Origin of the sequence: Methylobacterium sp. Leaf123, assembly GCF_001423405.1 — a bacterium.
GTDB lineage: Bacteria > Pseudomonadota > Alphaproteobacteria > Rhizobiales > Beijerinckiaceae > Methylobacterium.
Genome location: NZ_LMNS01000034.1, coordinates 222,981 through 248,052, shown reverse-complemented (window position 1 = coordinate 248,052; position 25,072 = coordinate 222,981). Strand labels below are relative to the sequence as shown.

Genomic DNA, 25,072 nt, shown 5'->3' with positions numbered 1-25,072 from the left:
GGGATCGATGCTTCTCACCTATTCCCGCCTCGGCGGCCTGCGCTTCGTGCTCTGCGGTATCGGTCTCACGGTCGGGCTGTTCCTGCTCCTCCCGATCCTGGTGCTCGTCGCCCTGTCCTTCGGCGACTCGCAATGGATGCAGTTCCCGCCGCCGGGCTGGACCCTGCGGTGGTACGCGGACCTGTTCGACGACCCCGACTGGATCTTCGCCTTCCTGACGAGCCTGCGGATCGCCGCCTGGGTCACGGTGTTGAGCGTGGCGCTCGGTCTGGTCACCTCGTTCGGTCTGGTGCGTAGCCGCTTCCCCGGTCGGGAGACGGTGCGGGCCCTGTTCCTGATGCCGATGATCCTGCCGGTGGTCGTGCTGGCGGTGGCGCTCTACGCGCTGTTCCTCCGGCTTCAGCTCAACGGGACGGAACTCGGCTTCGTCCTCGCCCACCTCCTGCTCGCACTGCCGCTCTCGATCATCTCGATCAGCGGTGCACTCGAGCGGTTCGACCCCTCCATCGAGGATGCGGCCGTGCTGTGCGGCGCCTCGCCGATGGAGGCTAAGATCCGGGTCACCCTGCCGGCGATCATGCCGGGCATCGCCACCGCGGCCCTGTTCTCCTTCCTCGCCTCCTGGGACGAGGTCGTCGTGGCGATCTTCATGGCGAGCCCGGACATCCAGACGCTGCCGGTCCGGATCTGGGGCGTGCTGCGCCAGGATCTCTCGCCCGTCGTCGCCGCCGTCTCCACCCTGCTCGTCGCGCTCACGGCCGTGCTGATGCTGCTCTCCGCCGCCCTCAAGAAGAAGGACGTCCGCGCATGAGGTCTCCGTCCAGCCCTCCCTCCGACCATCCGTTCCTGGCGATCCAAGGCATCCGGCGCAGCTACGGCTCGGTCGTGGCGGTCGAGGCGGTCACCCTGGATGTCGCCCGCGGCGAGTTCGTGACCTTCCTCGGCCCGTCCGGCTCGGGCAAGAGCACCACGCTCTACGTCATCGCCGGCTTTCAAGAGCCGAATTCCGGCGATGTCTTGATCGAGGGGCGCTCGATCCTGAACACGCCCTCGAACAAGCGCAACATCGGCATGGTGTTCCAGCGCTACACGCTGTTCCCGCAGATGACGATCGCCGAGAATATCGGCTTCCCGCTCAAGGTCCGGCGCCGGAGCCGCGCCGATATCGACGCCCGGGTTAAGGTAATGCTCCGGCTCGTGCAACTCGAAGCCTATGCCGACCGCAAGCCGGCACAGCTCTCCGGTGGGCAGCAGCAGCGTGTGGCGCTCGCCCGGGCACTCGCCTACGAGCCGCCGCTACTCCTGATGGACGAGCCGCTCTCCGCCCTAGACAAGAGCCTGCGCGACGAACTCCAGCACGAGATCAAGCGCGTCCACCACGAGACCGGCGTGACGATCCTCTACGTGACCCACGATCAGGAGGAGGCGCTACACCTGTCTGACCGGATCGCCCTGTTCCGCCAGGGGCGGATCGAGCAGCTCGGCACCGGGCGGGATCTCTACGACGCGCCCGCCTCGCGCTTCGTCGCCGGCTTCATCGGACATTCGAACTTCATGCCCTGCCGCATCGACCGCGAGCGCGGCGCGGTGGACGGGGCGATCCTCCTCGATGACGGGACGCCGGTGAGCGGCGTGTCGCTGGCGGCGATGCCGGCCCAGTGCGAGCGCGGCGTGCTGATGGTGCGGCCCGACGCGATCCGGCTGCATAATCCCGACAGCGCCCCGGCGGGCGCGATCCTCGGGACCATCGACGAGGCCAGCTTCCGCGGCGAGGCGATGCAGTACAGCGTCGCCACGGCCTGGGGTGAGAGCCTCACCGTCCGTACGCCGTGCGGCGGTACCGGACGCGCGCGGGTGGGCGAGCGGGTCGCCCTGGCCTGGCAGCCGGAGCAGGCGCAGATCTTCCCGAACTGACCCGGCTTTCCGCTTGATCCCAGCGGGACCTGTCTCGCTCGGCCCGTGCGGTACCTGAGGGGACGACCCATCGTGCGGGCGATGGGATCGACCGGATTTGCGATGACACCGCCCCTGGCCACGGTTCCGCAGCGCGGGGCCTAACGCCAGCTCCGCGCTCCCCATTCCGACATCGAAACGAAGGCGCCTCGAGCCGTATCCGACCTGATGGCATCAGGCCGGCGTCTCTCGGTCTGTGTTGCAACGTGCCTTCTTTCGCCGAACCGATGTCCACTTCGTCGGAAAGCGCTTGAGCGCGCCCGGAAGTCCGACTGCGTGATGTGTACGCGCCGGATTTCCGCGCTGTGGCCGGCCGATCCCGAGCCGGGAAAAAATTGATAAAGATCAATTTTTAGTCGCGATGCCTCTTGAAATGCCTTGTCCGCTTACGGTCTTACGTATTACGGTTAGACATCGAGATAAAAGGTTGGGTGCAGACTTCAAAGCGTAGCGCACGGCCTTTTTCTCTGGCGCCCAAGTTCTGAGCTGCCATCGACGAGTAAAAACAACCTCAACCAAAAGTATGCGTTCCGCGCCCTCGGCCGATCCGCCGTGGCCATGAACGCTCCCTGCCCCTGAGGCCCCCTCTTCATCGCTCACGCGATGCGAGAGCGTGCCGACGTGCGGCCGGGGCCTGCGCCGCAGACGCAGAACCGTAGGTCTCCGAGCCGAAGGGATTCGGCGCGGCCGCGGAACGGCGGGTTGCGGTCACTCAACCCATCATCCGTGAGCCGGGGGCGGTGCTGCACGGATTCCATCTTCTGCACAGGCGAGAGGATCGCGCACCATGAGGTCGACGAAGTTGGCAGCCGTTCTCGCGCTCTGCGCGGGGGCCGGCCTCTTACCGATCCAGCCTGTCTGGGCCCAGGATCAGGGAACTCAGGAGCTCGATGCCGAGCCGAGCGCGGTCAATCGCGAGCAGCCGATCGCGGTGCCCGATCCGACACCCCATCCCGATCCGGCGACGGGTGGGATCGGCAAGTTCACCTTCGGCGGCGCGTTCCGCGTCCGCTACGACCTGCGCTTCGATGACGTCAGCCGCGGTGGTTTCGCCAAGACGACGGAAAACTTCTCCTTCGACACGCTCTCGCTGAAGGCGATCTACGATTCCGACACGATCTTCGGCGCGGCCCAGTATCGCTTCTACGGCGGAAGCTTTCTCTACGGGACACGCTTCGGCTACGACAATCACCCGGGCGAGGTGAACTTCCCGATGTGGGCCTATCTCGGCTACAAGCTCACGCCCGAGGACAGTCTCACCTTCGGCATGAACCAAGTGCCGTTCGGCCTGACGCCGTACTTCACCAACACCTTCCTCGGCTCGCTCGGCTTCGTGATGGGCGTGGAAGAGATCTACAATCTCGGTGTGAAATACGCGCATGTCGAGCCGGACTTCAACTATCAGTTCGGCTTTTATCCGGGTGCTAACCCGAACGGCTTCGGCCTCAGCCGCGACAGCGCGCGCTATTCCACGAATATCGTCATCGCGGATAGCTTCATTCCCTTCGGAACGCGCAACTCCGAAGAGAACATGTTCATCGGCCGGGGCGAGTACTTCTTCGTCAAGAACGACATCGCCTCGCTCGCGGTCGGCGCTTCGATCTGGCATTCGAGCATCTACAACTTCGATACCCGGCAGACCGGCTCGAAGCAGCTCGAAAGCGTGCACGTCAACGCCACGCACGGTGCTTGGGGCTTCAAGGCGATTTATGTTCGCCAGGACATCGATCCGAGGAACCCGATCCGCAACGATCTCTTGACGGTCGGCGGCTTCGACGTGTCGTACAACATGGCCACGCGGGGCAACTTCGTCTCGGCCGACGTCTCCTACAAGGTCGCCGATCCGATCGGTCCGTTCACGATCGTGCCCTACTTGAACTACAGCGCCTACTTCAAGGACCGCGCCGATTTCAGCACGTCCGAGCGCTTCACCCTCGGCACGATCTGGACCCTGACGGCCGATCCCAGCCTCATCATCTATACCGAAGGCCTGTTCGGCCGAAACGACCCCTATATCGGCGCCGGACAATATACCAACGGTCTCGCCATGGGCGGAGACCGAAAATGGAAGAAAGCGTTCTTCGTCAATATCGGTTATTACTTCTAGACAAACGCGCCGCGTCGGCTTCGGTGCCGACGCGGCGTCAACTGGGATTGGCGCCCGGTTTTGCTGCCCATCACGCGGGTATGGGGGAGGGGTGCCAGTCCTCGTGGCCTATCGAGCGCCATAGATCGCCAAAATCCCGCGCATCGGTTCGATGTACTTGGCGAGGATCGGTGGCCATGCCTCCCTGATGGGGGAGCGGATCTCGGCTTACAGCTGCCGAGCCATCGGCAACGACTGCCAATCGCATCAATCCTTGATCTGCCTCAGTTGCACCGACAGGGGGGCGCCGACATCGCGAAGCGCTCCGCACGCCTTTCGTTATACAAGTATCGGTCGTCGTTCGGGTGTCCGAATTTCCAGATAAACGAAGCTTTTACGACCCAATGGTGCGGCTTGTCGATGTAATCGGTCGGAGCGTGCTCTGCTTTGCATGGGCCAATCCAGGCACTCGCACAGGGGCCCATAGCGCTGCCAATCCCACTGCGCTGTCGTCGGCTGTTATCCAGTCAGACTCGCGCGGTAGGGCGATGGGTGAGGGCCTCTCCCCCTTGGCCCGCTCGGCCAACGCGAACTCAGCGATGTCGTCACGCAGAAACGGGGACGCCGCACGCTTGAGCCCTGCATCCGCTCCCATGCGACTTCCGCTTGCCAGTCTACGAAGGCGGCATGAGCAGAGCAACGGCAGGGAGGATGATGCGGCGGAAGCTGTGAATGCCGCGCTTGTCGCAGATCGCGTGCGACATCAGCGCCAAGGCTGTTCGTACCGCCCATTCATATGCGCGGCAACGAAGTCGATCACCAAGATGGGAAGGGTGTCAGCCCATATGAGGGCTAGATTAGCCGGTGGCGCTCCCAAGGGAAGCGCAGAAATCGTGTAAATTACAGACACTTAGCTCCAGGTTCGGGGGTTTTCTCCCCCATTGATCAGCAACGGCTTTTTGGCCGTACACCCAACCCGCAGCCCTTCCGAAACGAAACTGCCGCTCCGGGGGTAGGAGCCCGGAACGGCAGCGGATCGAAGCGGCGCCATAAAGCAGCATCTGGCAATCGTCATACTGTTGCGCACGGGCTGCCGACAAGGCCTCCCGAGTTGGAGGCGGTACTCGACAAGGATCGGGCATTCTTCCGTGGAAAGCCTGAGCGCACGACTCGGGTGCGTTGGACCGAACAGCCGGAGATCGACGCGCTGATCCGCGACGGGCAATCGCTTCCGGCGGTGCCATCGGGCTATCGCTGGGCGACCGTCGTCCATCAGGTCGTGCCCGGCGGGCGCATCCGGCGGCTCTGCGCATGGCCCGAGGATCAGTTCCCTGATCCGCCCGAAGCCGTCTGCCTCGACCTGTTCCGCTTCCTCAACGGCGAGCCGGACACGACGATCGGCCGGATCGAGACCGAGCGCCGCAGGAGGCTGCATTGAGCGCGGGCGCCACGATTCCTCCTCCCCTGCCGGCGCCCGGCACGAAGTTCCGCAAGCTGCCCGCCGCGCTCGTGCCGCTCCAGGTCGAGGATCGATGGCTCGTCTGGCGCTGGGAGATCGTGGACGGCAAGAACGGCCGGCCTGATCGGCTGACGAAGGTGCCGTACATCGCCGACGCGCCGGGCCGGAAAGCCAAGAGTAACGATCGCCGGACTTGGCGCTCGTTCGAGACCGCGATCGCCGCCGTTGAGGCCGGGCGCGCGCACGGCATCGGCGCCTCGCTCGCCGACGGGAAATGGGGCTCGTTCGACCTCGACGACTGCCGCGACCCGGCGACCGGTGCATTGGAGGAGTGGAGCGAGGTGCAGGTAGCCGATTCGGCCTCCTACGCCGAGGTCACGATCTCCGGCACCGGACTGCGCATCATCGGCTTGGCGGAAGGGTCGGAGGTCCATCGGAACCAGCGGGTGCCGGGCTCGCCCAAGGGCAAGATCGAGACGTACCGCCGTACCGCTCGCTTCATCGTCGTCACGGGCGATCACCTGCCCGGCTCCCCGGACGTATTGGCGAACATCGATGCGCAGATCGACCGCACCGTGGTGTGGCTGGATGAGGCGGCGCGCGAGGCGAAGAGCCGGAAGGAGAGGCCGAAGGCGCCGCGCTCCGATGAGGACCGCCGCCGCGACCTCCCCGGTGAGCTGCTGCGGCTGATCGAGTGCGGCGCGCCGGAGGGCGAGCGCTCCGGAAAGTTCATGCACGTCGTCGGCTGGCTGAAGGATTACGGCTGGACCGCGCCCGAGATCGTCGCGCTGCTGGCCCTGCACCCGACCGGCATCGCGGAGAAGTACGGCGATCGCCTCGAAGTCGAGGTGCATCGCTGCTGGAACAAGGCCGAGACCAAGGCCCGGACGGGCGGCAAGCGCCGTAAGCGGGCCGCACCCGGCCATACCCCTTCCGATGAGGATGGATCGCCCGACGAACGGCCCGTCATCCTCGTCGTAGCCGGGCAGGTCCCCCGCGTCGTCGACCAGACAGAGGCGGCGCTGATTGCGGCCGGCGCCCCGATCTACACGCGCGCCGGTTCGCTGGTGCGGCCGGTGATCGAGGTGGCCGCGGCGGCCAAGGGCGGCAAGACCCTGACGACCCGGTTCAAGCCCATGTGTCCCGCCAGCATGTTGGACCATGCCGCGCGCGTCGCCCGCTTCCAGCGGTTCGACCTGCGGTCCGAGGACTGGATGGATACCAACCCGCCGAAGGACGCGATCCTGGCGTTACTGGCCCGGGATGGCGAATGGCGCCTGCCTGCCGTGGCCGGCATCGTGACGACGCCGACGTTGCGGCCGGACGGGACAATCCTGTCTCAACCCGGCTACGATCCGGCGACGCGGCTCCTCCTGGAGCTGCCAGAGGGATTCCACCTACCGCCGATTCCGGAACGGCCGACACGCGAGGACGCCGAGCGCGCCTTGTGCCTTCTCACAGACCTGATCTCAGGCTTCCCCTTCGTCGCGGCGATCGACCGGGCCGTGGCGCTCTCCGGGATCCTCACGGCCGTGGCGCGCGGTGCGCTGTCGGTGACGCCGCTGCACGCCATCAACGCCCACACCCCGGGCACCGGTAAGAGCTACCTCGTGGACGTGATCTCGACCATCGCGACCGGTCGGCGCTCGCCCGTGATCGCGGCGGGCAAGACGGACGAGGAGACCGAGAAGCGGCTGGTGTCCCTGCTGCTCAACGCCGATCCGATCGTGTCCATCGACAACGTCAACGGCCCGCTGGGCGGGGACACGCTCTGCCAGATGACGGAGCGGCCCATGGTACGGGCGCGCATCCTCGGCACCAGCGACGCGCCGGAGATCGAGTGCCGCTCGACCGTCTTCGCCACCGGCAACAACCTGACGCTCGTCGGCGACATGACCCGGCGCACCATCACCTGTGCGCTGGACGCCAAGGTGGAGCGGCCCGAGCTGCGGGAGTTCGCTTTCAAGCCGGTGGAACGCGTGCTGGCGGATCGCGGCGCCTACGTTGCCGCGGCGCTCACCATCGTGCTGGCCTACCGCGCGGCCGGCGCGCCCACCGTCTGCGGGCCCGTCGGCTCCTATGAGGTCTGGTCCGACATGGTGCGCGCGCCGCTGATCTGGCTCGGCGAGTCCGATCCAGTCGACAGCATGGAGACCGCGCGGGCGGAGGACCCGGAACTGTCCGCAATCCGCGAACTGTTCGGGCACTGGCGCGACCACCCGCTGCTGCACCTGAACTCACCCTACTCGGTTAACAGCATCATCCAAGTCGCGTGCGAGCAAGCCGAGGCCTACGGAAGTTTCGGCAGAGAGTTCAAGACGCCGGAGTTCCGTGACCTCCTACTGAGGCGGGCTGGTCGCGGTGGCGTAGTCAACAGCAATGCTCTCGGCCTGTGGTTCAAATCTATCAGCGGGCGAGTCGTGTCTGGAGGCCAGCTTCATGTCAGGCTCGATCCGAAGCGCGGCAACAAGTACAGCCTCGGCTTCAACGCTGGCACAATCGATCCGGACGAGTGGCATTTCGCCCATGCCGCCGAGTAAGCACCGGGTACCGAGTGGGGGGGAGTTGCAGGGATATGGGGGGAGTGTTTCAGCCATCCCATGCGAAGTGTCAGTCCCTCCCTATACCTGCCGATATGCCCCGCTCCGCGCGTGACGCGACACGTCTGACAGTTTGTAGGGAGCGGCTGAAACACTCCCCCCAAGTCTCCCCAGGTCCCCCCATCCCGCCTAAACAGGGAGTTCGGATAGTGTCCCACTGCTGCCTGATCCCGTTTGATCGGCGCGAAGGCATCTCGGTCGAGGCGGCTGCGGAAATCGCAGGCAAGTCGGTGCGGACCCTGCGTCTCTGGTGCGAACAGCATCAGATCGGGCGCCGTGTCGGCGGAGGCCCATGGGTCGTGAGCCGCCCCGCGCTCGAAATGCTCCTGAACGACGACTACTCAGCTCTCGCCGCATACTTGGCCGGCGATCGGGGGAGCCCGGCCGTGACCAGCTACTTCGAACGAGTTGGCCTGCGGCACCTGCCTGCGAAGTGGAGCCGGCACGCCGCGGCAATAGCGGCAACCGCGACGTATCCCTAAGCGCCCTCTCTCAGGCACGTTCTTGGCACGCTGAACTCCACCCGAGGAGCCGTGTCGTGCAGACCGCCGCCCGTTCCATGACCTTCCCTGAATTCATGCGGTTCCGCACCGAGCGCGGCGTCGCCGATGCCGTCCTCGAAGCGGCCCGCAAGCGGCGGACGTCGACGTCCGAATACCTGCGCAGCGCCCTGCGAGCCCAGCTCGTCGCGGACGGCATCGCGCTGCCGCCGCTCGACATGCCCCCCCATCGCGAAGCTGCCTGAGGAGGATCACCCTATGGCCAAGCCCAAGCTCGTCGCCGCCGGTACGCTCGAAAGCGAACTCGCCGGCCTCCTCACCACCCGCGATAACCTCCAGGCCCGACAGATCGCGATCGCGGCCGAGCTAGAGCAGGCCGTCGCCCGACGCCGGGAAGTGCTGATCCAGGGCAGCGACGCCGCCGCGACCGCCGAGGCCGAGCGGGCCTGCCGCGACGTGGAGGGCACGGCGGCCGGCATCGCCGATGCCCTGGCCGAGGTCGAGCGCCGGATCGGTGCCACCGAGGGCAAGATCGAGGACGCCCGCATCATCGGGGAGCGGGAGGCGGCCGCGGCGACGCTGGAGCGGGACGGCAAGGCGATCGACGCCGCGGCCGAGCGGGTTCGACAGGCCGTCGCCGATCTGGCGAAGGCACAGTCCGCGCTCGCCGGTGCCATCACCGTCACCGCCGCCCCGCACTTCGCCCGCCACGACTTCCATGGCCGCCGCAGTGGCGAGGCACCGGAGCACGTGGCCGCCTATCTCACCGGACACATGATCGCGACGATGCTGCCCGGCATCGCGGTATCCGAGGCAGGTCGGCAGGAGCGGTTCGGCTGGCTCAGCGCCCGGCCCATCGAGGCGACCGATGGCGAAGCTCCGGCCAAGCCCCTGCTCACCGATCCGCTACGCGAACTGGCGGCGCGGGTTCGCGCTGGCGAAGCTTCTCCCGACTTGCCGCGGTTCGAACGCCCCGAGCCCGACTTCGCCCCTTCGGTATCGCAGGAGCAGATCTTCATCCTCGAGCCGTTTCGCTACACCCGCCGGAAGGGATACCTGCCCGAGATCGTTACGCACGTCGTCTCGACGATCCCGGCACCGGTCGCGAAACAGGCGATCGCGGAGGGCTTCGCTTCGAGGAGCGAGCCGCAGAACATCGAGGCGCTGAAGGCACGTCGCCGCGGCTTCTCCCAAAACCTCGACATCTACACGCTGCCGGATCTCGGCTTCGACCTCGGCGCCTGGATCGAGGAGGAGACCGCCCGCCGCCGCGCTGCGTGGCTCGCCGAGCAGGGCCGTCAAGCGGCCTGACCCGAGATCGCCGGAAGGTGTCCTCCCCCTTTGGTGAGGTGTTCGCGGCCTGGAGCTGGGCATGGCCAGGCCGCGGGCGCTCCCATTCACAGTGAGGCTTTGATGACGATCCGAACCGACGCCGAACATCAGCAGGCCCTCGCCCGCCTCGACGAATGGATGAAGGTGGTGCGTACCCGCTCCATCAGCGACGCCGAGAGCGTCGAGTTCGACGCACTGGTTGACGCGCTCGACGCCTACAACGCGACGCGGTCTGGATCGACCTCGGAGGGCAGCCGGTCATGAGCAGCGCCTACCGCGCCCTTCTGGCCGAGCCGTGGGCGATCCGTCCCGACTACCTGCACGTTCTGGCCAGCATCGTGACCTTGGACCGCGGGGAGCGCTCCGATCGGCGTGCCGCCGAGGGCGAGGCCTGGTTCAAGCGCGACCTTGAGGCGACCATCGGCGGGCCTGCCCGCCGCCTCGACGGCGCCCGGTATGCGGTGACGACCGCCGACGGCGTCGCCATCGTCCCGATCGTCGGCCCGATCTTCCCTCGCGCCAACCTCATCACCGAGATGTCCGGCGGTGTCTCCGCAGCCATGCTCGCCAACGACCTCCGGCTCGCCCTCGCCAACCCGAACGTCGGCGCGGTGATGCTGCTGGTGGATTCGCCCGGCGGCTCGCCGACCGGCATCAACGCGCTCGCCGACCAGATCTACGCGATGCGTGGGCGCAAGCGTGTCCTCGCCCATGTCTCCGGCTACGCGGCCTCTGCCGCATACTGGATCGCATCGGCTGCCGCCGAGGTGGTCGTCGAGAAGACCGGCATCGTCGGCTCGATCGGTGTGGTGGCCGCTGTCTCCAAGCAGGTGAAGCCGGACGCCTCGGGCAACATGGAGATCGAGATCGTCTCCTCGAATGCTCCGAAGAAGCGGCCCGATCCGGAGGATGCTGCAGGCGCCGCGGAGATCCGCAGCCTCCTCGACGGCATTGAGGCTCAGTTCATCGCCGATGTGGCCCGAGGCCGGAACACCACCGTTGCCAGGGTGCGCGAAGGCTTCGGTCGTGGTGGTGCCGTGGTCGGTGCTGCTGCCGTGGCTGCGGGCATGGCCGATCGCGTCCAGAGCCAAGCCGCCAGCCTGACCGAACTCGCCCGCACCGCTGCGGCCGAGCGTCGGGCGAATGCGGACCGGTCAGGGTCGGCAGGCAGGCAGGCCCGGTGATGGCCGGCGCCCCACACCCCGCCCCACCCGTCAGGGCCCCTGGCATCCCCAGACCTATACGGGTGGTCGGGGCCCCCGAGCTTTCTAGCGCCAGGGTCTGAAAACCCGGCAACAGGCAACAAGGCAACAGCAACAGGCAACACATGCAGACCGAGACGAAGGCAGCCTTTGCTCGGCGCCACGGGGTGAACCGATCCACGGTCCAGAAGTGGCAGGACAAGGGCCTCCTCGTCACCACGCCCGACGGGATGGTCAATGTCGAGGCCACTGAGTGGAACCTCGACCAACGACCGGCCAAGTATCGGGGCGGCACGGCCCACCGCCCGGTGCGGACAGCGCCTCGGGACGTGCGGACAATTCCGCAGGAAGCGCGGACAGGTCCGCAGGATGGTCCGCAGACCGAGGAAGAGCCGGAGGGCGGCCTCCTCATCGTGCTCGCCACGCTCGTCGGCATAGTCGGGAAGATCAGTGCCGAGGCCGCCGTCGCGAGCGGCGCCTCTATGCGCGTGGCCTATGCTCTCGACAGCATCACGACTGTCCACCTCTGGAACGAGGCGGAGCGGATGCTCGGCATCCCGCCCGGCAGCGTCTCGGGCTTCGAGACCATGGTCGATAAGCGCGTGGTCGAGCCCGACTGGGACGACCTCGCCGCGAAGGCCGGCGAGCCGATCGACCTCGAAGCCTGGGACGCCTTCGTCGCCGCTCACCCGATGCTTCAGCCCCCGCCCGCGTGAGGAGAGCCACATGCAAGTCGCCGTGAAGCACAGCCTACAACTCTACGATCCCGACGACGTGGGACAGACGGAGGATGCCGCGCTCATCCTTCCGATCGCCGAGGCACGGGCCGTCATGGGCGAGACGGTGAAGGCCTATCTGGCGCGGATCGCCTGGCGATTTGAGTTGCCGACTGTCCTTACCATCAACGGCGAGTTTTATGGCCGAGCCGAGTGGGGGACACGGGCGCTCGGGGCGGACGACAACGTCGAGTTCGTCAGCCGGCCACTCGGCGGCGGGCGCGGTGGGTCAGTCGGCAAAAGCATTCTCTCCGTTGTCGCTCTCGTCGCGCTGACCGCAGTGGCAGGGCCGGCTGGGCCGCTCGGCGCGGCGCTTGCGACTTCGCTCGGGAGCTTCGGTGGAGCCGTCGCATCCGCCGCGATCGTCGGCGCCGGCGCCCTGGCCATCAGCCACTTTCTCGCCCCGAAGGCGGGCGGCAAGACCAACAGCACCGATGCGCTGCACTCATTCGGGCTTCGGGGCAACGCCGCCCGGCCCATGCAACCGATCCCGGTGCTCAACGGCCGCCTCAAGTTCGCCCCCGACTACGCCGCACCGAACTACTCGGACTGCATCGGCGCCACCCTCACGGACCATGGAGACGACTTTGACGGCCCTTCACGCCTACGTGCGCGAGAGCGCAGTGCACGTACTCACCGATGGCTGGCTCCGCGGCCCCGAGGGGCAGGTGTTCGGCACCGCGCAGAAGGTGCGGATCCTCGGGCATCTGCCGGCCGTGGTCTCAGGGCGCGGGCCGAGCGAGTTGCCGGAGTACTTCGCGGATCGGGCGCGGTGGCGCTTCGCCACCTTCGACGAGGCGGTGAAGGACATGGGTGAGACCTACAGCATCGCCCTGGCGCAGTTCGAGGTAGCCAATCCGACAGCACGTGCCCGGCCCAACATGGTGCTGATGGCCGGATGGTCGCAGGCGCGCTCCCGCCCGGAGTGTTGGGTGGTGGACTCGAACAACGAGGCCGCAGGCGCGCAGCAAATCATGAACACGTGCGCGCCGTCCTCGCCCGAGTTGATGGGCCGCCTGCGCGACTTGGGCCTGATAGGCGGCATGGCTTCATTCGATCCCCTGCGCGATGGCCTACGCATCATGCGGGCACAGCGGGATCTCTGTTTCCCGCACCCGGTCAGCTGCGAGCTGCAGCCGGCTGTGGGTGGCTTCTGCCAGCACACCGTCATCACCGCCGACGGCATCACCACCCGGATCTTAGAGCGGTGGCCTGCCGAGAAGGCAGCATAGATCATCAGGTACCTGCATCAGCCCGCTGGTCCCAGCGCTCGGCGAGCGCCCGGATGTACCCTCCAATCCTCCAAGCTGCAGGGCAGCTTGACCGACTTAGATCACCAGATCCGCGAGACCGTCGGCGAGATGCCGCTCACCGCCCAGGCCATGACGGCTTTGCGCACAGGCAGCGCTTCGCTTCTGACGCAGGCCGGAGACGGGGGCGCGGCGGGCGTGGTTCGGCCGGAACAACAGGGCGCTGGCGGAGATCCTGGTGGCGCCGGAAAGTGTCGGCCGGATCGGGACCATCCTTCAGCGGGGGACGGCCACGCCCTGCGCAGGCGCGGTCCTGCGGCAGGCGCTGCAGTCGCGCGGCGCGGAACCGAATGGATCGAGGTAGCGCATCCTCGGCGATGGCCTTCCTCATTGATGAGAAAGGACGCTAAGGCGCTGAGCCATCACTGAGTTATGTCGTATTTCGGTCCGCACTCAGCCGTCATAACTGTTGTGCGGATAACAAGCGGGGTGACCTTGCTGGCGGTCCAGGCAAGTGTACCAACACCAAGATCATTTATTTTGAACAAATACGTCTCCGCAAACCCTTGCCCATAAGCAGCAAGTAGAAATGACTTATCATCTTTGCTTAGACTCACCAATGATATTTTATATCCCTCGGCGAGATAGCTTTTAAGCCCCGCTCCATCCTTCATCAAAATGTCGAGCTGTTCCTTGTCATTGATGTAAGCAGTGATTCTGCCGCCATCAAAACCGTCTTTCTTCCAACCGCCTTGGCCGGGGCCGACGACGCCCGCCTCGAAGTAATAACTCTGCCCTATAGACGGCCCGCAACGTGCAAGAATGGTGGCGGCATAGGCCGTCCCTATCATTGCCTGCAGCAAAAGGGCTGCAAATGCGGACATTGATACCGAGGCTAGGCGCGGCATCACTCGCCGTCCATTTCAAGTGTGACTGAATTTCCTGCGTCATCGGTGCCTTCGATCTCGACACTGTTCCCCCGCCGCCGGACGCTGTCCACGTCCAGGCTCCGGTAGTCGCCGCTGCCGTGATCGTAGTAGTCGATCGAGCGGCCGCGGCGCACCGTCTCGCCGCGCCCGATCTCGATTGAATCGCCGGTCTCTGAATTTGTCCCGTCCCATCCAAGCGCCTGCGCCGGAAGGAGCGCAATGATCAATGCGCAGACGGAGCGCTTGCCCCGGAGTTGAAGCGCCCTGGACATCATCTCAGCGCCCGCCGACGTAATGGCTGCCCTTACCGTGGCTATTGGTTCCGCCAATGCGATGGCTTCCTGTTCGGCCGCGCGCCTCGACGGCGGTAGCGACGATGGTGGCGAGCGTCAGTGCGGCGGCAAAAACCGCAAATGCCTTCTTCATGACGAGTTTCCTGGTGGGCGATGCGGCGGACGCTGATGCAAAATCGCGCGGGCCGCTCAGTACCGTGGGCCGCGCGTGCCGTAGCTGCCGTTGTAGGAGTTGTAGTTTCCACGAGTGCCGAAGTTGTCCATCTGCGTCGAGTTCGGGTTCGTGCGCTGATAGGAGTCGACGTAGGTCCCGTGGCTGTTCGTGTACCCGCCGACGCTGTGACTGCGTGAGTTCGAGCCCGAACCGTAGCCGTAATACTGAGCTTGAGCCGAGGCGATGGAGGCCACAAGGATGGCGACGGCAATGACAGTGCGCATGGACGTTTCCCCGGCGCTGAGTTGGCGCCACGGATACTGCATCACGCCCCTGAGGGATCGTCGAGGCTGAGAAGCCGGTCCCAACGGCAATATTCAAACCTGTGGTTGACGCGATACGCTTTATGATCGGCGTGTCACCGCAGGCTGATCGACTGCTCAGCCGCGAGGCGCCCGCCAGCCCGCGGCCTTCGCCTCATCCTCGGAACAGAACATGCGCTCGCCGGAGGCCTCGTTGATCTGCGTGCGCTCGTAATCGCGGGTGCCAGGCATGTGGTAGATCCGATCACCCTTGCGCGAGATATTGCCCTTGATAGCGCAAGCGCTGGAGCTGGCAGCCGGCGGCGTCTTCGGTGCCGGGACCGGTCCAACCGGACCGCTGGGCGCGGCCATTCCTACGCTCTGCACCCGCTCGCCCTTCCGCCAATCCCAAGGCGCCGTGAACTGGCCCGCCCAGATCCCGCGCTTCGCTCGCTTGGCAGCATCCTCCTGCGCGGCATAGGCGGTCGAGTAGCGTCGGTAGGCCATTCCGAGGCCTTCCTCGACCAGCCATCCGTTCAGGTCGAGCGCGCCGAGTCGGCAGACCGCGACCGTGCGTCCGTACCGATCCTTTTCGATCGATTCGCAGGCGACGTTGCCCTGGCCGATCTTATCGGCGAGGGCGAGTGCGGCCTTCCGGCCGCACGGATAGTCCTTGCCGGCCGCGTCGCCGCACATCTGGGCGCTCTCCGGCGTATCGACACCTTGGAGCCGGAAGCGCTGCCCCCTGATCTCAAGCGTATCGCCGTCAATGACGGAGGCGCGGCCGGTAACGGTCTCAGCGAGAGCGGGCGAAGCGGAGAGCAAAAAGGCCGCCAGCGCGAAACGCATCATCGGGAACAGACCCGCTTAGACGCGCTGATCGATCCGTCATTGCAGAGGAACTTGCCGCTCTGGCAGGCCTTAATGCCGCCTTTGCTCCCGGAACACGGAGTGTTTCGGGCTTCTGCCCTTGTGCAGGCGAGCGCCAACAGAATGCCAACGACGAGCGCGCGAAGCATCTAACCCCCTCTTATATCGAACCGCTGTGATCGGGTGTCATTGCTGCTTAGCTCGATCACCGAAACGCAGCGTTGATGATGCAGTTACGCGTGATGTGAAGCCGTTGCCAATGCCTCTCGGCAGACAACACACCTCATCCGTGAGACCCTCTGCCGAGCGAAGCCTTGCGAATCAACGATAAGGCTCGGTCGGGGCGCTGAGATGGGCTTTCGGTTCAGGCGGTCGTTGCGGATCGCGCCAGGAATACGCGTCAACCTCAGCAAGTCCGGCCTCAGCTACAGTTTCGGCGGTCGCGGTGCGACCGTGAACGTTGGCCCGAAGGGAACGAAGGCGACTTACGGTATTCCCGGCACCGGCCTGACGTACTCGGGGCAACTGGCATCGGGTAAGAAGCGCCGGAAGGCGAGCGCGCCCATTGAGCCCTCGCCGCCTTTGCCGGCGGCCGACCCACGCGTGGGCCGTCGCCTCAGCCTTCCACGCGCGATCGGCGTAGCTGCAGCGCTCATCTTGGCTGTCCTGATCATGAGGCAGCCCGACAGCGGGCCAACCGCGTCAGCTCCTGCGCCTGCTCTTCAGTCCGGCCAACCTGTCGTGTGGACAGCCGCGCCGGCATCGCCGTCGCCTTCTGTGGTCGCACCGATACCCGATCCACCGACAGCGGTCCGCGTGGAGGTTCCGGCGTCCCCTCCAGCTTCGTCTCGCCCGCCCGCACCTGCTTCGGAACCAGCTCCCTCGGTGCCTGAGACGCTGTACGTGTCGGGCCGGAAGGTGGCTCTGCGCGGAGCCGCCGATCAGAAGGGCCAGATCCTAGATCGGCTCGGCCCCGGCCAAGCGGTGACTGCTCTGGAGCGGCGGCCCGGCTGGGTTCGGGTGCGCCACGGCCTGACGCAACGCGAAGGTTGGATCCAGGCGAAGCGCCTGCGCGACGCTCCGCCGGCTGAGGAAGCAGAGAAGCCGCCAGCACCGAAGGCTGCCCCGGCGCTCAGTGTCGCGGCAATTGCCAAGCTCCTGATAGCGGAATCGATCGCGAGCTATCCCGGCAGCTGCGCCTGCCCCTACCAGACCGACCGTGGCGGTCGATCATGTGGGCGTCGGAGCGCCCATTCGCGGCCGGGCGGCTACTCGCCGCTGTGCTACCCGGCGGACATCACCCCTGAGATGGTCGCGAGCTACCGGTCTAGCCGCTGATCGCACAGTCTGCGCCACGGCCGTGGGCCTCGTATGCTGATTGGCCGGCTTGACCGCGAGCATGCAAGCCGGCTCATGGGGCGCTGGACGCCTGCAACGCCTGCTTCGGTCTCGGCAGTGTGCTGCCGGCGCGGCCCACTTTCGCGCAGAAGCGACGCGCCTGGACGACGAGTTGCGAGATGCGCACGCCGCGTTACACGATGCAGGTCTCCGAGCTACCGGTCGCGCAGGCCTAAGCAGAGTTTTGAGTTCGCTTAAGCGAGTTGCGCTGAGCGAAGCTTGCGCCTCGCCCAGCGACAACAGGGCCACCGGGCCTACCAGCTGATCTGCTTGTTTACATTTCGGAGGACGTCACGCAGACCAAAGGTGCTGAAAAAAGGGTGCCACGGCCGTGGTGCACGAAATGCCGATCGACCACCGCCGCCATCCCAGACAGCTACTGCCGTGCCGCGCAGGCCGGCGTTGTTGGCCCGCTCCTCCAACTCCGCCAAAATTTCGGACTGCTCACGATCGGACTTATATCCGAACGACCGATCTAGCGGAAAGATAATCATATCCTGCCCCTGCTTATGCAGGTGTGCAACATCGAAGCTTGGCATGGCCAGCTCACTCCTTTTGAGTTGGAGCCGGGCTTGACCAAAGGCATGTGAGCGCCATTATGGCGTTGCTGTCACACAGCCTGTCCCGCGCCCGGCTGTCAGTCATGCGGGTCGGATCTTTCAGGCCGTCGGGTGTACCAGACCCGGCGGCCGTTCTTCATCCGATGGTTATTGCGATTGGCGACTGCTGCTATCCGCAGGCGCACTTCTTTTGAGCAGGTTGAGGCAGCTCCTCATCCATGCCAAGAGCGCGACGAACATAGGAAGGGTCTCGATCGATCAGCGTTAGCAAAACCCTGGCCGACATCTCCGGAACCCGGCTTCCTTGCTCCCAATGACGGACAGCAGCAACGCTAAATCCGAACTGCAGCGCGAATTCGTGCTGAGTGAGTGAGAGCTTTTTGCGAATCTCTCGAACGTTTACACTGTCCTCAACCTTGATGCGGCGTTCGCGGATATTGGTCGCCTCGCCCTGCGCGTGCGCCAACGCCTGCGTCAGACCAGTAATTATTTTGCGACCAGACATGATAAACCTCTTTAGTCCCCCGAGTGCGCTGGGCGGGCCTTAGGCCCGCCTGATAACCCGCAGGCGACTTGCCATCGTCGTTTCAACTATCTGATCAACTAGCTTTTCCATCTGGCGTTTTTCCTTCTGAGTGAGGTTAAGTTTTTCGCCCTTAGCGTAGACTGCCAAGAGATAAACGGGCACGTTCAGGTCGCGAAAGTAGTAGATCACTCGCGCCCCACCGCGCTTGCCCTGTCCTCGGGCAGGCCAGCGCACTTTTCGCACGCCTCCAGTTCCCGGGATGATCTCGCCTGCGTCCGGATGATCCGCAAGAAACAGGACAAGATCTTCATACTCTTGCCGCGTGAAGATCTGACCTGCCTCGTCCGAGAATGCGCCAACCTCCGCAATAGTAATCATGTACGAGCCGGCATTGAACATGACTAAATGAACTCCAGCCTACACGCCCGCCCCGAAGGCTCGAGCGTCCGCCACAGGTAACGAAGTACGCCGTTGGAGCACCTCAGTCAACGATAAAATGCGCCATTGGAGTACCGGTTCCCTCGCCAGGCTAATTTTTCGTCACGGCAAATCCGCTGATTGGCGCAATCGCTGAACGCCGAACGGTGGCTCAGCTTTTCTTCAGCCGCACCCCAGGCTCCTCGCCGTTCTCCTCTATGAGGATGGCAGCTGCGTTCTCCATCAGTGCCACGTCGGCGCATCCTCCGTGAATGTCCTGATGCCGTCCTTTCGGATGCATTGCTCGAAGGCCTCATAGGCCTCGACGTCTGTGTCGAAGAGCCCGTTCCAGACCGTCGATCCATCCTCGTGGTCGACCACCTCAAGCGTCCAGCCGTCGTCGGTGCCGGCGAAGCGGTAGATGTGGACCTGCACCGTCACGCCGTCGCGGGTCGCCCGGCCGGATAGCGGAGAGAATTCAAGCTCGCGGTCAGGTACCGCCATGGCACGCTCCTGCACTCCGGAAGGGCTCCTGAGGGAGATCAGCAGCACTCTGGCAAACAGCCTCGGACACCCGAAGCGTTCAAGCGCCGCCGCACATATGCTGCGAATCCGGTAGCGTCCACGACTCCTGGGTCCGCAGGTTCGTCGTCGTGTAGAACTTGCCGCGGTTGTCGCCCTTGGGGCAGCCCTTCGGGACGGATGCGAGGCAGGTCATCACCCTATCGCCGATCCGCGAGCGGCCGACCTGCGGCACGTAATCGTAGGAGATCCCGTAGACGCCGTTGCCGAGCTCGACGCTCGTCCCCTCGCCCGGCTCACCCTGCTTCGGCTCGACCAGCTTGTCGCTGAACCGGGTGCCGATGGCCTTGATGGTGCTGGTGGAGCACGCGCCGACCCGCTTCGGCATCTGCGCTGACGCGGTCGTGCATGAGGCCGCGACGATAAGGGCAACGCCAGCGAGTGTGGTCGAATACCAAGCCATCTCAGATCCCCCTATCCATTCAATCGCAGCGCTGGCCTCGATGCCAACAAGGGAGGCGACACACGATGATTCATGCTCACGTCACTTGCTGCCAGCCTGGGCCGAGGCAGGTGCGTTCAGCAGCGGGACGCACGCAAGGAGCGCGAGTTGCATTCTCGGCAGCATCCTGAGCGATGTAATCGTCGAGATTGTTACCACCGAGCGCCCAGTAGCCGGGCGGCAGCCGACACCGCCGGGTGAGGTGGTGTCAGAAAACATTGTGGCGCTGTCTTGAGACGCGCTGACCGTCCGAAAGTGGGGCGGCTGGGGATGCCAGCATCCAGGATTGGCGGCTGGCTCAGGGGACACTCCACCTCAGCATCGACATCTCATTCCATGAACTCTGCGGATGCAAACACGTATCACAGATGGTAATCTCGTGGGCATCACGGCCGAGTGACCCAGGACGCAACATGTCGAAAATAATCAGTATATTCAATAATAAAGGCGGCGTCGGCAAGACTACATATATGTACCATGTTGCCAATCTATTAGCCCGCGACGGCCTAAACATATTAATGGTCGATTGTGATCCGCAATGCAATCTGAGTTCTTATTCAATGCGGGATAGCGCTATTCGGCGATCATGGGGCGATCTGGGAAATAGTATTTTCCAAAATATCCTCCCTGTGTATCGGACGACGGGCGATATCAGAAATCGAGCGCCAACGAAAATTAGAAATGAATATGAACTCTACCTAGTCCCTGGGGACATGAGGCTTAGCGATTTCGAAGATCGACTAGGCGACACATGGAATAGCGCAAAAGGAGGCAGCGAGCCGGACCTTCGGGCTCAGTCTGCGATCCATCGCTACATCGAGTTCGCTAGCAGTAGTATCAACGCCGATATAGTTTTGATTGATCTTGGTCCTAATTTGGGGGCTTTGAACAGAGCTATTTTGGCTTCAAGTGGCTATTTTATAACTCCGGTTGCACCAGATCTATTTTCAATTCAAGGAACAGAAAATCTGGGAAATAAACTTGTTGGCTGGCGTAGGGAATGGGATCAGTGCAACGCAGCTTGGGCGGGAGGCGGGAGTCTTTCGATCCCCGCTGGGCGCCCCTCATATCTCGGTTACGTGGTGCAGATGCACAATCAGCGCTCGACTGGAGCATCTGGCATGACAGCAGGATGGAGAATCTACGGAAGGCGTCTTGAGCCGGCTATTAGGGAAAATATTGTTTCCAAGTTGCCAAGCGATCAAGTTGTATTATGGGATGACGAGATATACAAATTGGGTCAAATTCCAAATCTTCATAGCCTCATTCCATATTCTCTCAATGCGCGACTTCCGGTATACGACCTTCGGTCTGCGCACGGGCTCACTGGCGCACATATCAGAACTGCTGCGGAGTCGGATGAGCACTTCGAGCAGATAGTGGAAACCCTGAAACAGGTTGCTACTTGGCCGTAAGATCTCAGAGGACGGTGAATGTATGCGAGGGCATGATGAATCGCATGCATTCACCGTATTCAAGGTATCGAAATATAGCTCAATACGGGCAGTCAGCTGAGAACGGCAGTACGCCGTCCGCTTTTTGTTTGCCGGTCGCTACCTCCTGGCCCTCTCGCGTGATGCTGATCACGCGTATGTCGCCAGCTGAGCTTGTCGTGATCAGACCCGAATGCTCTAGATGCCGAATGCTAGCTTGGAGAGCGGCCAAGCTGCATCTAAGGCCCCATGTGTCGAGTGCGTCGGATAGCACTCGGTCATTCGTCCGGCCGTTGACCGTGTCGTTGATCAGAATGCGCAACACAGCCAGAGCGCGATGCTGGGACACGATTTCTGCGATGGGGTTTGGCGGTCCGTTCGACGGCAGGGTCAATTCACTCCCTCAGGATCATCCCGGTTCTGCACACGGCCCTGGCCGGTGAGCCAATTCGCTAGAGCGTGGCGGATCGCCTCCAGCCGGGACGGCTTCGGATCCGACTGAGCAAAGATCCAGGCATCGAAGCTCTTGTCCTGCTGTGAGGCAGATGATGCGACTTGGATTTGAGCAACAACAGTCGAGTCACTCGTCATCTGTCTCGATTTCCTGCTGTATTCTGCATGGCCAACCATGAAGCGTGAACTGACCGTCACGCTTCCACTCGCCCGCCCTCCTGCAATCGCCGAGGGCTAGTGAGCTGCGATCCTCCGCCACGTGGTAGAGGCACCGCTCGGCATTGCCGTTATTGTCCCGCATGGCGAGGCGCCGGCCATCGACGCGGTAGCGTTCGCAGAAGTCACCACCATGCCCGGCATCCACGTACCCGCCGCCGATCGTGCGTCCTTCCATGAAACACATAGTTGCTGACGAGCCCCAGCGCCGGCCGTCCTTCGGGGGCACGTCCTTCGTCCAGCATCCTCGAAGAAGTCGCTTCACTCGATAGGGCGGGTCCTCGAACTCTATAGCGTGGCACTGAGGGTGAGAGACGATGATGCATGCGGCCGCAGCCACACACATTGCGAGGGTTCTCACTTGAGGTAGCCCTGCGCCTTCAGGTGCTCGCCAAAGGCTTTACGGATAGCCTCAGGCCGTGATGGCTTCGGCTCAGGTTGCACAGCAATCCAGGCATCGAGGGCGGCGAGCTGATCGGGGTAGACCCGCACCATTATCGGGGTCGCGTCAGTGCGCGGGCGGCCGCCTTTGCCTTTAGTTTTCGATATTGACAATGCCATGTGTAATCAATATCAGAAACTGGTCGGGCCGACTAGGTGTTCCAGCACCGAGTCGGCCCTAACCGCCCACGATCCCAAGGAGATCGCGAATGGCTGACCATGCCAATAGCACACCCGCGCCCGATCCGATCGTCGCCATCCGCCAAGCGCTGGAGCGCCATTTCGCCGAGCGCGGCATCACGGTCGATCTCGACGCGGTGCTTCTCCCTACGCTTGACGTACCCAAGCCGGAACCGGCCTGCCACAGTGATCGCCGCCTCGCGCGAGCCTACCTCGACCTCGAAGAGGTCGTAGCCGAACTCACCGCCATGGCCCGCATCACGGACATGGTGGTCGCTCAGACGGTGAGTAGGCGCAGCGCGGCCCGCGCCTGCCTCCTCTCCGAGGATCACGCCGACGCGCTCGAATATGCCGTGGACAAGCTCGGCGCTCTCTCGCGGGCCCTGAACCACGCGTATGCGTCCGTTCAGCGGAGGACTGCGTGATGGCCGTCCTCGTCTATCTCCGCACCCGCATCCTGATCTGGCAGGCACGCCACCACGCCGAGGAGGCGCGCCGGCTGTGGCTGACCTCCGAGGCGCACCACCGGCGGGCCGGCGAGTGCTTGGATCGGCTCGAAAGCGAGATCGCGGCGGGTCGGCTGACCCTCGTTCATCGGCCTTGAAGTTGAGTCACGGCTTGACGAAAGTTCTCTGCTGAGTGTATCCACAAAAGGACTCAGTGGAGGACATTCGATGGCATCCATCGTCGAACGGAAAATTCGATTCTCGACGGCCGCCTACGCCATCGACACCACACCCAAATCGCTGCGCAACTGGCTCGCCCGCGGGCAGCTTGGCTTCCCCGGCTCTGAGCCCGAGAGCGGCTGGAAGGAGTTCGATGTCGTGGACATCGCGATCCTCGCGATCACGCGGAAGCTGGTCGATTTCGGCTTGAAGGTCGAGGAGGCGAGCCGGCAGGCGCGGCAGGCCGTGCTCGACCCCCTATTCAAGGTCCCACACGAGATCGGGCAGCGGAACAAGGATCTGGACGACGCGGGTGTCATCGAAGTCTTCAGAGGGCTTCGCCTGATCGTATGGCCGGATGCTTCTTACGCGTTTGGCTGGCACGTTGAGCTTCAGGCGGATGCCTCTGCTCCGCTGCCGGCTCCGGCCGTCCTGATCGTCTCCCTTGACGAGGTAATTGCGACGGCTCTGCGCCGCATGCGCGAGCATTTGGCCGGCACTCCTGATTTGGCTTCCGGCGGGAAGGCATAGGGCGCGGCCAGCCTTCGCATCCGCGCTGGCCCGATGGACGAAGACTCACCAAGCCGGTTTGGCGCTTTCCACTTCCCGAAAAGGCCGATGGCACGTCAGTTCGCCCTTCCCCCCAACCTTGCGCCCCGGCTCGTCAGCCGGGAGGGTGCGGCTGCCTATGTCTGCCTCTCGCCGAACAAGTTCGATGAGCTGGTGAAGGACGGTCGGATGCCGCGCCCCCGTCGGATCGACGCCCGCAAGGTATGGTGCGTGCGCGAGTTGGACGCCGCGGCAGACAGCCTGCCCGTGGACGGCAATGATGCGCTCCAGGACACCAGCTGGGACGACATCGATGCCGCGTAGCAAGCCGCCCTACGTCGAAGCCTTCCGAGACCGCCACGGGAAACTGAGGCTCTACTTCCGCAAAGATAAGGGACCTCGCGTACCTCTGCCCGGCCCCATAGGCTCGGAGGAATTCCTTTCGGCCTACCAAGAGGCTCTTGCCGGCCGCATTGTGAAAGCGGCTCCGAAGCGCCCGGTGGCCACGCCGGGGAGCATCGAGGCGCTGATTCAGTCGTACAAGAAGAGCGCCGACTACATCGGCCTGCGCGATACGACAAAGGACGGCTACCGGCGGCGCCTGGAGATAATCCGCATCGAGCACGGGCACCGCATGGTTGCCGGCCTGACTCACGGGCGCATCGTGAAGGCCTTCCTCGACCCCCTCGCGGACAAGCCCGGTGCGGCGCTCGACACCCTGAAGAAGCTGCGCATCCTGATCCGGCGCGCCATCGTGCTCGGGTGGCTCAGTTCGGATCCATCCGTCGCGATCCGCCGTCCCAAAATCGGTGAAATCCGGTCGTGGACAGATGATGAGATCGCGCAGTTCGAGGCGCACTGGCCGGTCGGCAGCAAACAGCGGCTCGCCTACGCGCTTCAGCTCTTCACCGGCCAGCGTCGCTCCGACGTGCACCGGATGACATGGGCCGACGTGAAGGGCGATCGCATCCGCGTCGTTCAGCAGAAGACCGGCGCCAAGATCGACATCCCGCTGCACATCGAGCTGCGGGAAGTCCTCGCCCAGACGGCACGCCAGCACGCCACCATCCTCAACACCGAGTACGGCAAACCCTTCACGGTGGACGGATACTCGGGGTTCATGCGGGACGCCATCACCGCAGCCAGCCTGCCGCTCGACGCGCAACCGCATGGCCTGCGCAAGGCCGCCGGGCGCCGTCTCGCCGAGGCAGGGTGCTCCCCGCACGAGATCATGGCCGTGCTCGGCCACAGCACCTTGGCCGAGGCTGAACGCTACACCCGTGAGGCCGACAGAGCGGGCCTGTCCACGGGCGCGATCACGAAACTAGAGGGATGGAAGAAGAACAAGCCAGCCCAAACCGCATCTTGAAGGTTTGGGAAATGCTCGAAAAGTCAAAGGAAAAACAATGACTTATAGTCGCCGGTGGCGCTCCCAAGGGGAATCGAACCCCTGTTTTCGCCGTGAGAGGGCGACGTCCTAGACCGCTAGACGATGGGAGCTTCC

The 25,072-nt window shown here is 64.2% G+C and carries 33 protein-coding genes, 1 tRNA gene and 1 pseudogene; 20 read left to right on the top strand and 15 right to left on the bottom strand.

Going from position 1 to position 25,072, the window contains the following annotated elements; translation table 11 throughout:
• The first annotated feature begins 7 nt into the window (after positions 1–7).
• From ASF53_RS17070 to ASF53_RS26155, 11 genes are all read left to right on the top strand, one after another.
• Complete coding sequence (locus tag ASF53_RS17070) at positions 8–811, top strand: ABC transporter permease (RefSeq protein ID WP_056200933.1); 804 nt, start codon at positions 8–10, stop codon at positions 809–811.
• On the top strand, positions 808–1,914 hold the full coding sequence (locus ASF53_RS17065) for an ABC transporter ATP-binding protein (protein ID WP_056200932.1): 1,107 nt from the start codon (positions 808–810) through the stop codon (positions 1,912–1,914). The genes ASF53_RS17070 and ASF53_RS17065 overlap by 4 nt, the downstream gene beginning before the upstream one ends.
• Positions 1,915–2,740: 826 nt before the next feature.
• Positions 2,741–4,060 carry a hypothetical protein gene (locus ASF53_RS17060; RefSeq protein ID WP_056200931.1) on the top strand — a complete coding sequence of 440 codons (1,320 nt, stop codon included), beginning with the start codon at positions 2,741–2,743 and terminating at the stop codon, positions 4,058–4,060.
• Between the two features lie 1,153 nt (positions 4,061–5,213).
• Positions 5,214–5,477: a hypothetical protein gene (locus ASF53_RS17055; protein ID WP_056200925.1), complete on the top strand. Its 264-nt coding sequence runs from the start codon at positions 5,214–5,216 to the stop codon at positions 5,475–5,477.
• Positions 5,474–8,038, top strand: a complete 2,565-nt coding sequence (locus tag ASF53_RS17050; RefSeq protein ID WP_056200920.1) for a hypothetical protein — start codon at positions 5,474–5,476, stop codon at positions 8,036–8,038. Before ASF53_RS17055 ends, ASF53_RS17050 begins: the two co-directional genes overlap by 4 nt.
• A 598-nt stretch (positions 8,039–8,636) precedes the next feature.
• A complete protein-coding gene (locus ASF53_RS17045) occupies positions 8,637–8,843 on the top strand; it encodes a hypothetical protein (RefSeq protein WP_141950536.1) in 207 nt (68 codons plus the stop codon).
• A 13-nt stretch (positions 8,844–8,856) separates the two neighbouring features.
• Positions 8,857–9,909 carry a hypothetical protein gene (locus tag ASF53_RS17040; RefSeq protein WP_056200915.1) on the top strand — a complete coding sequence of 351 codons (1,053 nt, stop codon included), beginning with the start codon at positions 8,857–8,859 and terminating at the stop codon, positions 9,907–9,909.
• 102 nt (positions 9,910–10,011) lie between these two features.
• Positions 10,012–10,194, top strand: a complete 183-nt coding sequence (locus ASF53_RS17035) for a hypothetical protein (RefSeq protein WP_056200911.1) — start codon at positions 10,012–10,014, stop codon at positions 10,192–10,194.
• Entirely contained in the window at positions 10,191–11,114 is a 924-nt protein-coding gene (locus tag ASF53_RS17030) for a S49 family peptidase (RefSeq protein WP_056200907.1), read from the top strand. Before ASF53_RS17035 ends, ASF53_RS17030 begins: the two co-directional genes overlap by 4 nt.
• A 143-nt stretch (positions 11,115–11,257) precedes the next feature.
• Positions 11,258–11,848 carry a hypothetical protein gene (locus ASF53_RS17025; protein WP_056200903.1) on the top strand — a complete coding sequence of 197 codons (591 nt, stop codon included), beginning with the start codon at positions 11,258–11,260 and terminating at the stop codon, positions 11,846–11,848.
• Between the two features lie 647 nt (positions 11,849–12,495).
• Positions 12,496–13,140 (top strand): hypothetical protein, encoded by a 645-nt coding sequence (locus ASF53_RS26155; RefSeq protein WP_162242233.1) that lies wholly within the window; start codon positions 12,496–12,498, stop codon positions 13,138–13,140.
• 440 nt (positions 13,141–13,580) lie between these two features.
• Here ASF53_RS26155 and ASF53_RS25875 read toward each other — a convergent pair whose 3' ends face one another.
• The 6 genes from ASF53_RS25875 to ASF53_RS27090 all read right to left on the bottom strand — a co-directional run bounded on the left by ASF53_RS25875 (position 13,581) and on the right by ASF53_RS27090 (position 15,855).
• Positions 13,581–14,066 (bottom strand): hypothetical protein, encoded by a 486-nt coding sequence (locus ASF53_RS25875; protein WP_156635612.1) that lies wholly within the window; start codon positions 14,064–14,066, stop codon positions 13,581–13,583.
• Positions 14,066–14,362 carry a DUF5334 family protein gene (locus ASF53_RS17010; protein WP_286134506.1) on the bottom strand — a complete coding sequence of 99 codons (297 nt, stop codon included), beginning with the start codon at positions 14,360–14,362 and terminating at the stop codon, positions 14,066–14,068. The genes ASF53_RS25875 and ASF53_RS17010 overlap by 1 nt, the downstream gene beginning before the upstream one ends.
• A 1-nt stretch (position 14,363) precedes the next feature.
• A complete protein-coding gene (locus ASF53_RS25870) occupies positions 14,364–14,513 on the bottom strand; it encodes a hypothetical protein (protein WP_156635610.1) in 150 nt (49 codons plus the stop codon).
• A 56-nt stretch (positions 14,514–14,569) separates the two neighbouring features.
• On the bottom strand, positions 14,570–14,818 hold the full coding sequence (locus ASF53_RS17005) for a hypothetical protein (RefSeq protein ID WP_056200893.1): 249 nt from the start codon (positions 14,816–14,818) through the stop codon (positions 14,570–14,572).
• 156 nt (positions 14,819–14,974) lie between these two features.
• Entirely contained in the window at positions 14,975–15,688 is a 714-nt protein-coding gene (locus ASF53_RS17000) for a thermonuclease family protein (protein WP_056200890.1), read from the bottom strand.
• Positions 15,685–15,855, bottom strand: coding sequence for a YdcA family protein (locus ASF53_RS27090; RefSeq protein ID WP_502690591.1), 171 nt, complete (start codon positions 15,853–15,855; stop codon positions 15,685–15,687). Before ASF53_RS27090 ends, ASF53_RS17000 begins: the two co-directional genes overlap by 4 nt.
• Before the next feature lie 202 nt (positions 15,856–16,057).
• Between ASF53_RS27090 and ASF53_RS26835 the strand changes: the two are divergent.
• From ASF53_RS26835 to ASF53_RS27015, 3 genes and pseudogenes are all read left to right on the top strand, one after another.
• Positions 16,058–16,213, top strand: a pseudogene (locus tag ASF53_RS26835) (DUF4236 domain-containing protein); the annotation flags it as partial.
• A 378-nt stretch (positions 16,214–16,591) separates the two neighbouring features.
• Positions 16,592–17,044, top strand: coding sequence for an SH3 domain-containing protein (locus ASF53_RS26830; RefSeq protein WP_286134507.1), 453 nt, complete (start codon positions 16,592–16,594; stop codon positions 17,042–17,044).
• 119 nt (positions 17,045–17,163) lie between these two features.
• Positions 17,164–17,280, top strand: a complete 117-nt coding sequence (locus ASF53_RS27015; RefSeq protein WP_353652181.1) for a DUF4113 domain-containing protein — start codon at positions 17,164–17,166, stop codon at positions 17,278–17,280.
• Between the two features lie 78 nt (positions 17,281–17,358).
• On the opposite strand, the gene ASF53_RS25180 is transcribed toward ASF53_RS27015, so the two are convergent.
• The 5 genes from ASF53_RS25180 to ASF53_RS16990 form a co-directional block, all read right to left on the bottom strand.
• Entirely contained in the window at positions 17,359–17,643 is a 285-nt protein-coding gene (locus ASF53_RS25180) for a hypothetical protein (protein WP_082482793.1), read from the bottom strand.
• 190 nt (positions 17,644–17,833) lie between these two features.
• Positions 17,834–18,169, bottom strand: coding sequence for a helix-turn-helix domain-containing protein (locus ASF53_RS25175; protein ID WP_082482791.1), 336 nt, complete (start codon positions 18,167–18,169; stop codon positions 17,834–17,836).
• Between the two features lie 39 nt (positions 18,170–18,208).
• Positions 18,209–18,589: a type II toxin-antitoxin system RelE/ParE family toxin gene (locus ASF53_RS25170; protein ID WP_082482789.1), complete on the bottom strand. Its 381-nt coding sequence runs from the start codon at positions 18,587–18,589 to the stop codon at positions 18,209–18,211.
• 261 nt (positions 18,590–18,850) lie between these two features.
• Positions 18,851–19,111 (bottom strand): hypothetical protein, encoded by a 261-nt coding sequence (locus ASF53_RS16995; protein ID WP_056200887.1) that lies wholly within the window; start codon positions 19,109–19,111, stop codon positions 18,851–18,853.
• A 79-nt stretch (positions 19,112–19,190) separates the two neighbouring features.
• Positions 19,191–19,517: a hypothetical protein gene (locus tag ASF53_RS16990; protein ID WP_286134505.1), complete on the bottom strand. Its 327-nt coding sequence runs from the start codon at positions 19,515–19,517 to the stop codon at positions 19,191–19,193.
• Positions 19,518–20,044: 527 nt separating this feature from the next.
• On the opposite strand from ASF53_RS16990, the gene ASF53_RS25165 reads away from it, so the two are divergent.
• The gene (locus ASF53_RS25165; RefSeq protein ID WP_082482787.1) at positions 20,045–21,046 is read left to right on the top strand and encodes a ParA family protein; all 1,002 of its coding nucleotides are present in this window, start codon (positions 20,045–20,047) and stop codon (positions 21,044–21,046) included.
• A 79-nt stretch (positions 21,047–21,125) separates the two neighbouring features.
• Here the strand turns inward: ASF53_RS25165 and ASF53_RS27085 are convergent, their stop codons facing one another.
• The 3 genes from ASF53_RS27085 to ASF53_RS26345 form a co-directional block, all read right to left on the bottom strand.
• Positions 21,126–21,413 carry a VpaChn25_0724 family phage protein gene (locus ASF53_RS27085; RefSeq protein WP_502690592.1) on the bottom strand — a complete coding sequence of 96 codons (288 nt, stop codon included), beginning with the start codon at positions 21,411–21,413 and terminating at the stop codon, positions 21,126–21,128.
• Between the two features lie 41 nt (positions 21,414–21,454).
• The gene (locus tag ASF53_RS26450; protein ID WP_210168540.1) at positions 21,455–21,715 is read right to left on the bottom strand and encodes a hypothetical protein; all 261 of its coding nucleotides are present in this window, start codon (positions 21,713–21,715) and stop codon (positions 21,455–21,457) included.
• Between the two features lie 375 nt (positions 21,716–22,090).
• Positions 22,091–22,228 carry a hypothetical protein gene (locus tag ASF53_RS26345; protein ID WP_186442373.1) on the bottom strand — a complete coding sequence of 46 codons (138 nt, stop codon included), beginning with the start codon at positions 22,226–22,228 and terminating at the stop codon, positions 22,091–22,093.
• Between the two features lie 155 nt (positions 22,229–22,383).
• On the opposite strand from ASF53_RS26345, the gene ASF53_RS16980 reads away from it, so the two are divergent.
• The 5 genes from ASF53_RS16980 (at position 22,384) to ASF53_RS16960 (ending at position 24,937) form a co-directional block, all read left to right on the top strand.
• Positions 22,384–22,779, top strand: a complete 396-nt coding sequence (locus ASF53_RS16980; RefSeq protein ID WP_056200878.1) for a hypothetical protein — start codon at positions 22,384–22,386, stop codon at positions 22,777–22,779.
• Positions 22,779–22,958: a hypothetical protein gene (locus ASF53_RS16975; RefSeq protein WP_056200875.1), complete on the top strand. Its 180-nt coding sequence runs from the start codon at positions 22,779–22,781 to the stop codon at positions 22,956–22,958. The genes ASF53_RS16980 and ASF53_RS16975 overlap by 1 nt, the downstream gene beginning before the upstream one ends.
• A gap of 70 nt (positions 22,959–23,028) precedes the next feature.
• Entirely contained in the window at positions 23,029–23,550 is a 522-nt protein-coding gene (locus ASF53_RS16970; protein WP_056200873.1) for a MerR family transcriptional regulator, read from the top strand.
• Between the two features lie 87 nt (positions 23,551–23,637).
• Positions 23,638–23,892, top strand: coding sequence for a helix-turn-helix transcriptional regulator (locus ASF53_RS16965; RefSeq protein ID WP_156635604.1), 255 nt, complete (start codon positions 23,638–23,640; stop codon positions 23,890–23,892).
• Positions 23,882–24,937, top strand: a complete 1,056-nt coding sequence (locus ASF53_RS16960) for a tyrosine-type recombinase/integrase (protein ID WP_056200867.1) — start codon at positions 23,882–23,884, stop codon at positions 24,935–24,937. Before ASF53_RS16965 ends, ASF53_RS16960 begins: the two co-directional genes overlap by 11 nt.
• Positions 24,938–24,992: 55 nt before the next feature.
• Here ASF53_RS16960 and ASF53_RS16955 read toward each other — a convergent pair.
• Positions 24,993–25,068: transfer RNA gene (locus tag ASF53_RS16955), tRNA-Glu, on the bottom strand.
• Between the last annotated feature and the right edge of the window lie 4 nt (positions 25,069–25,072).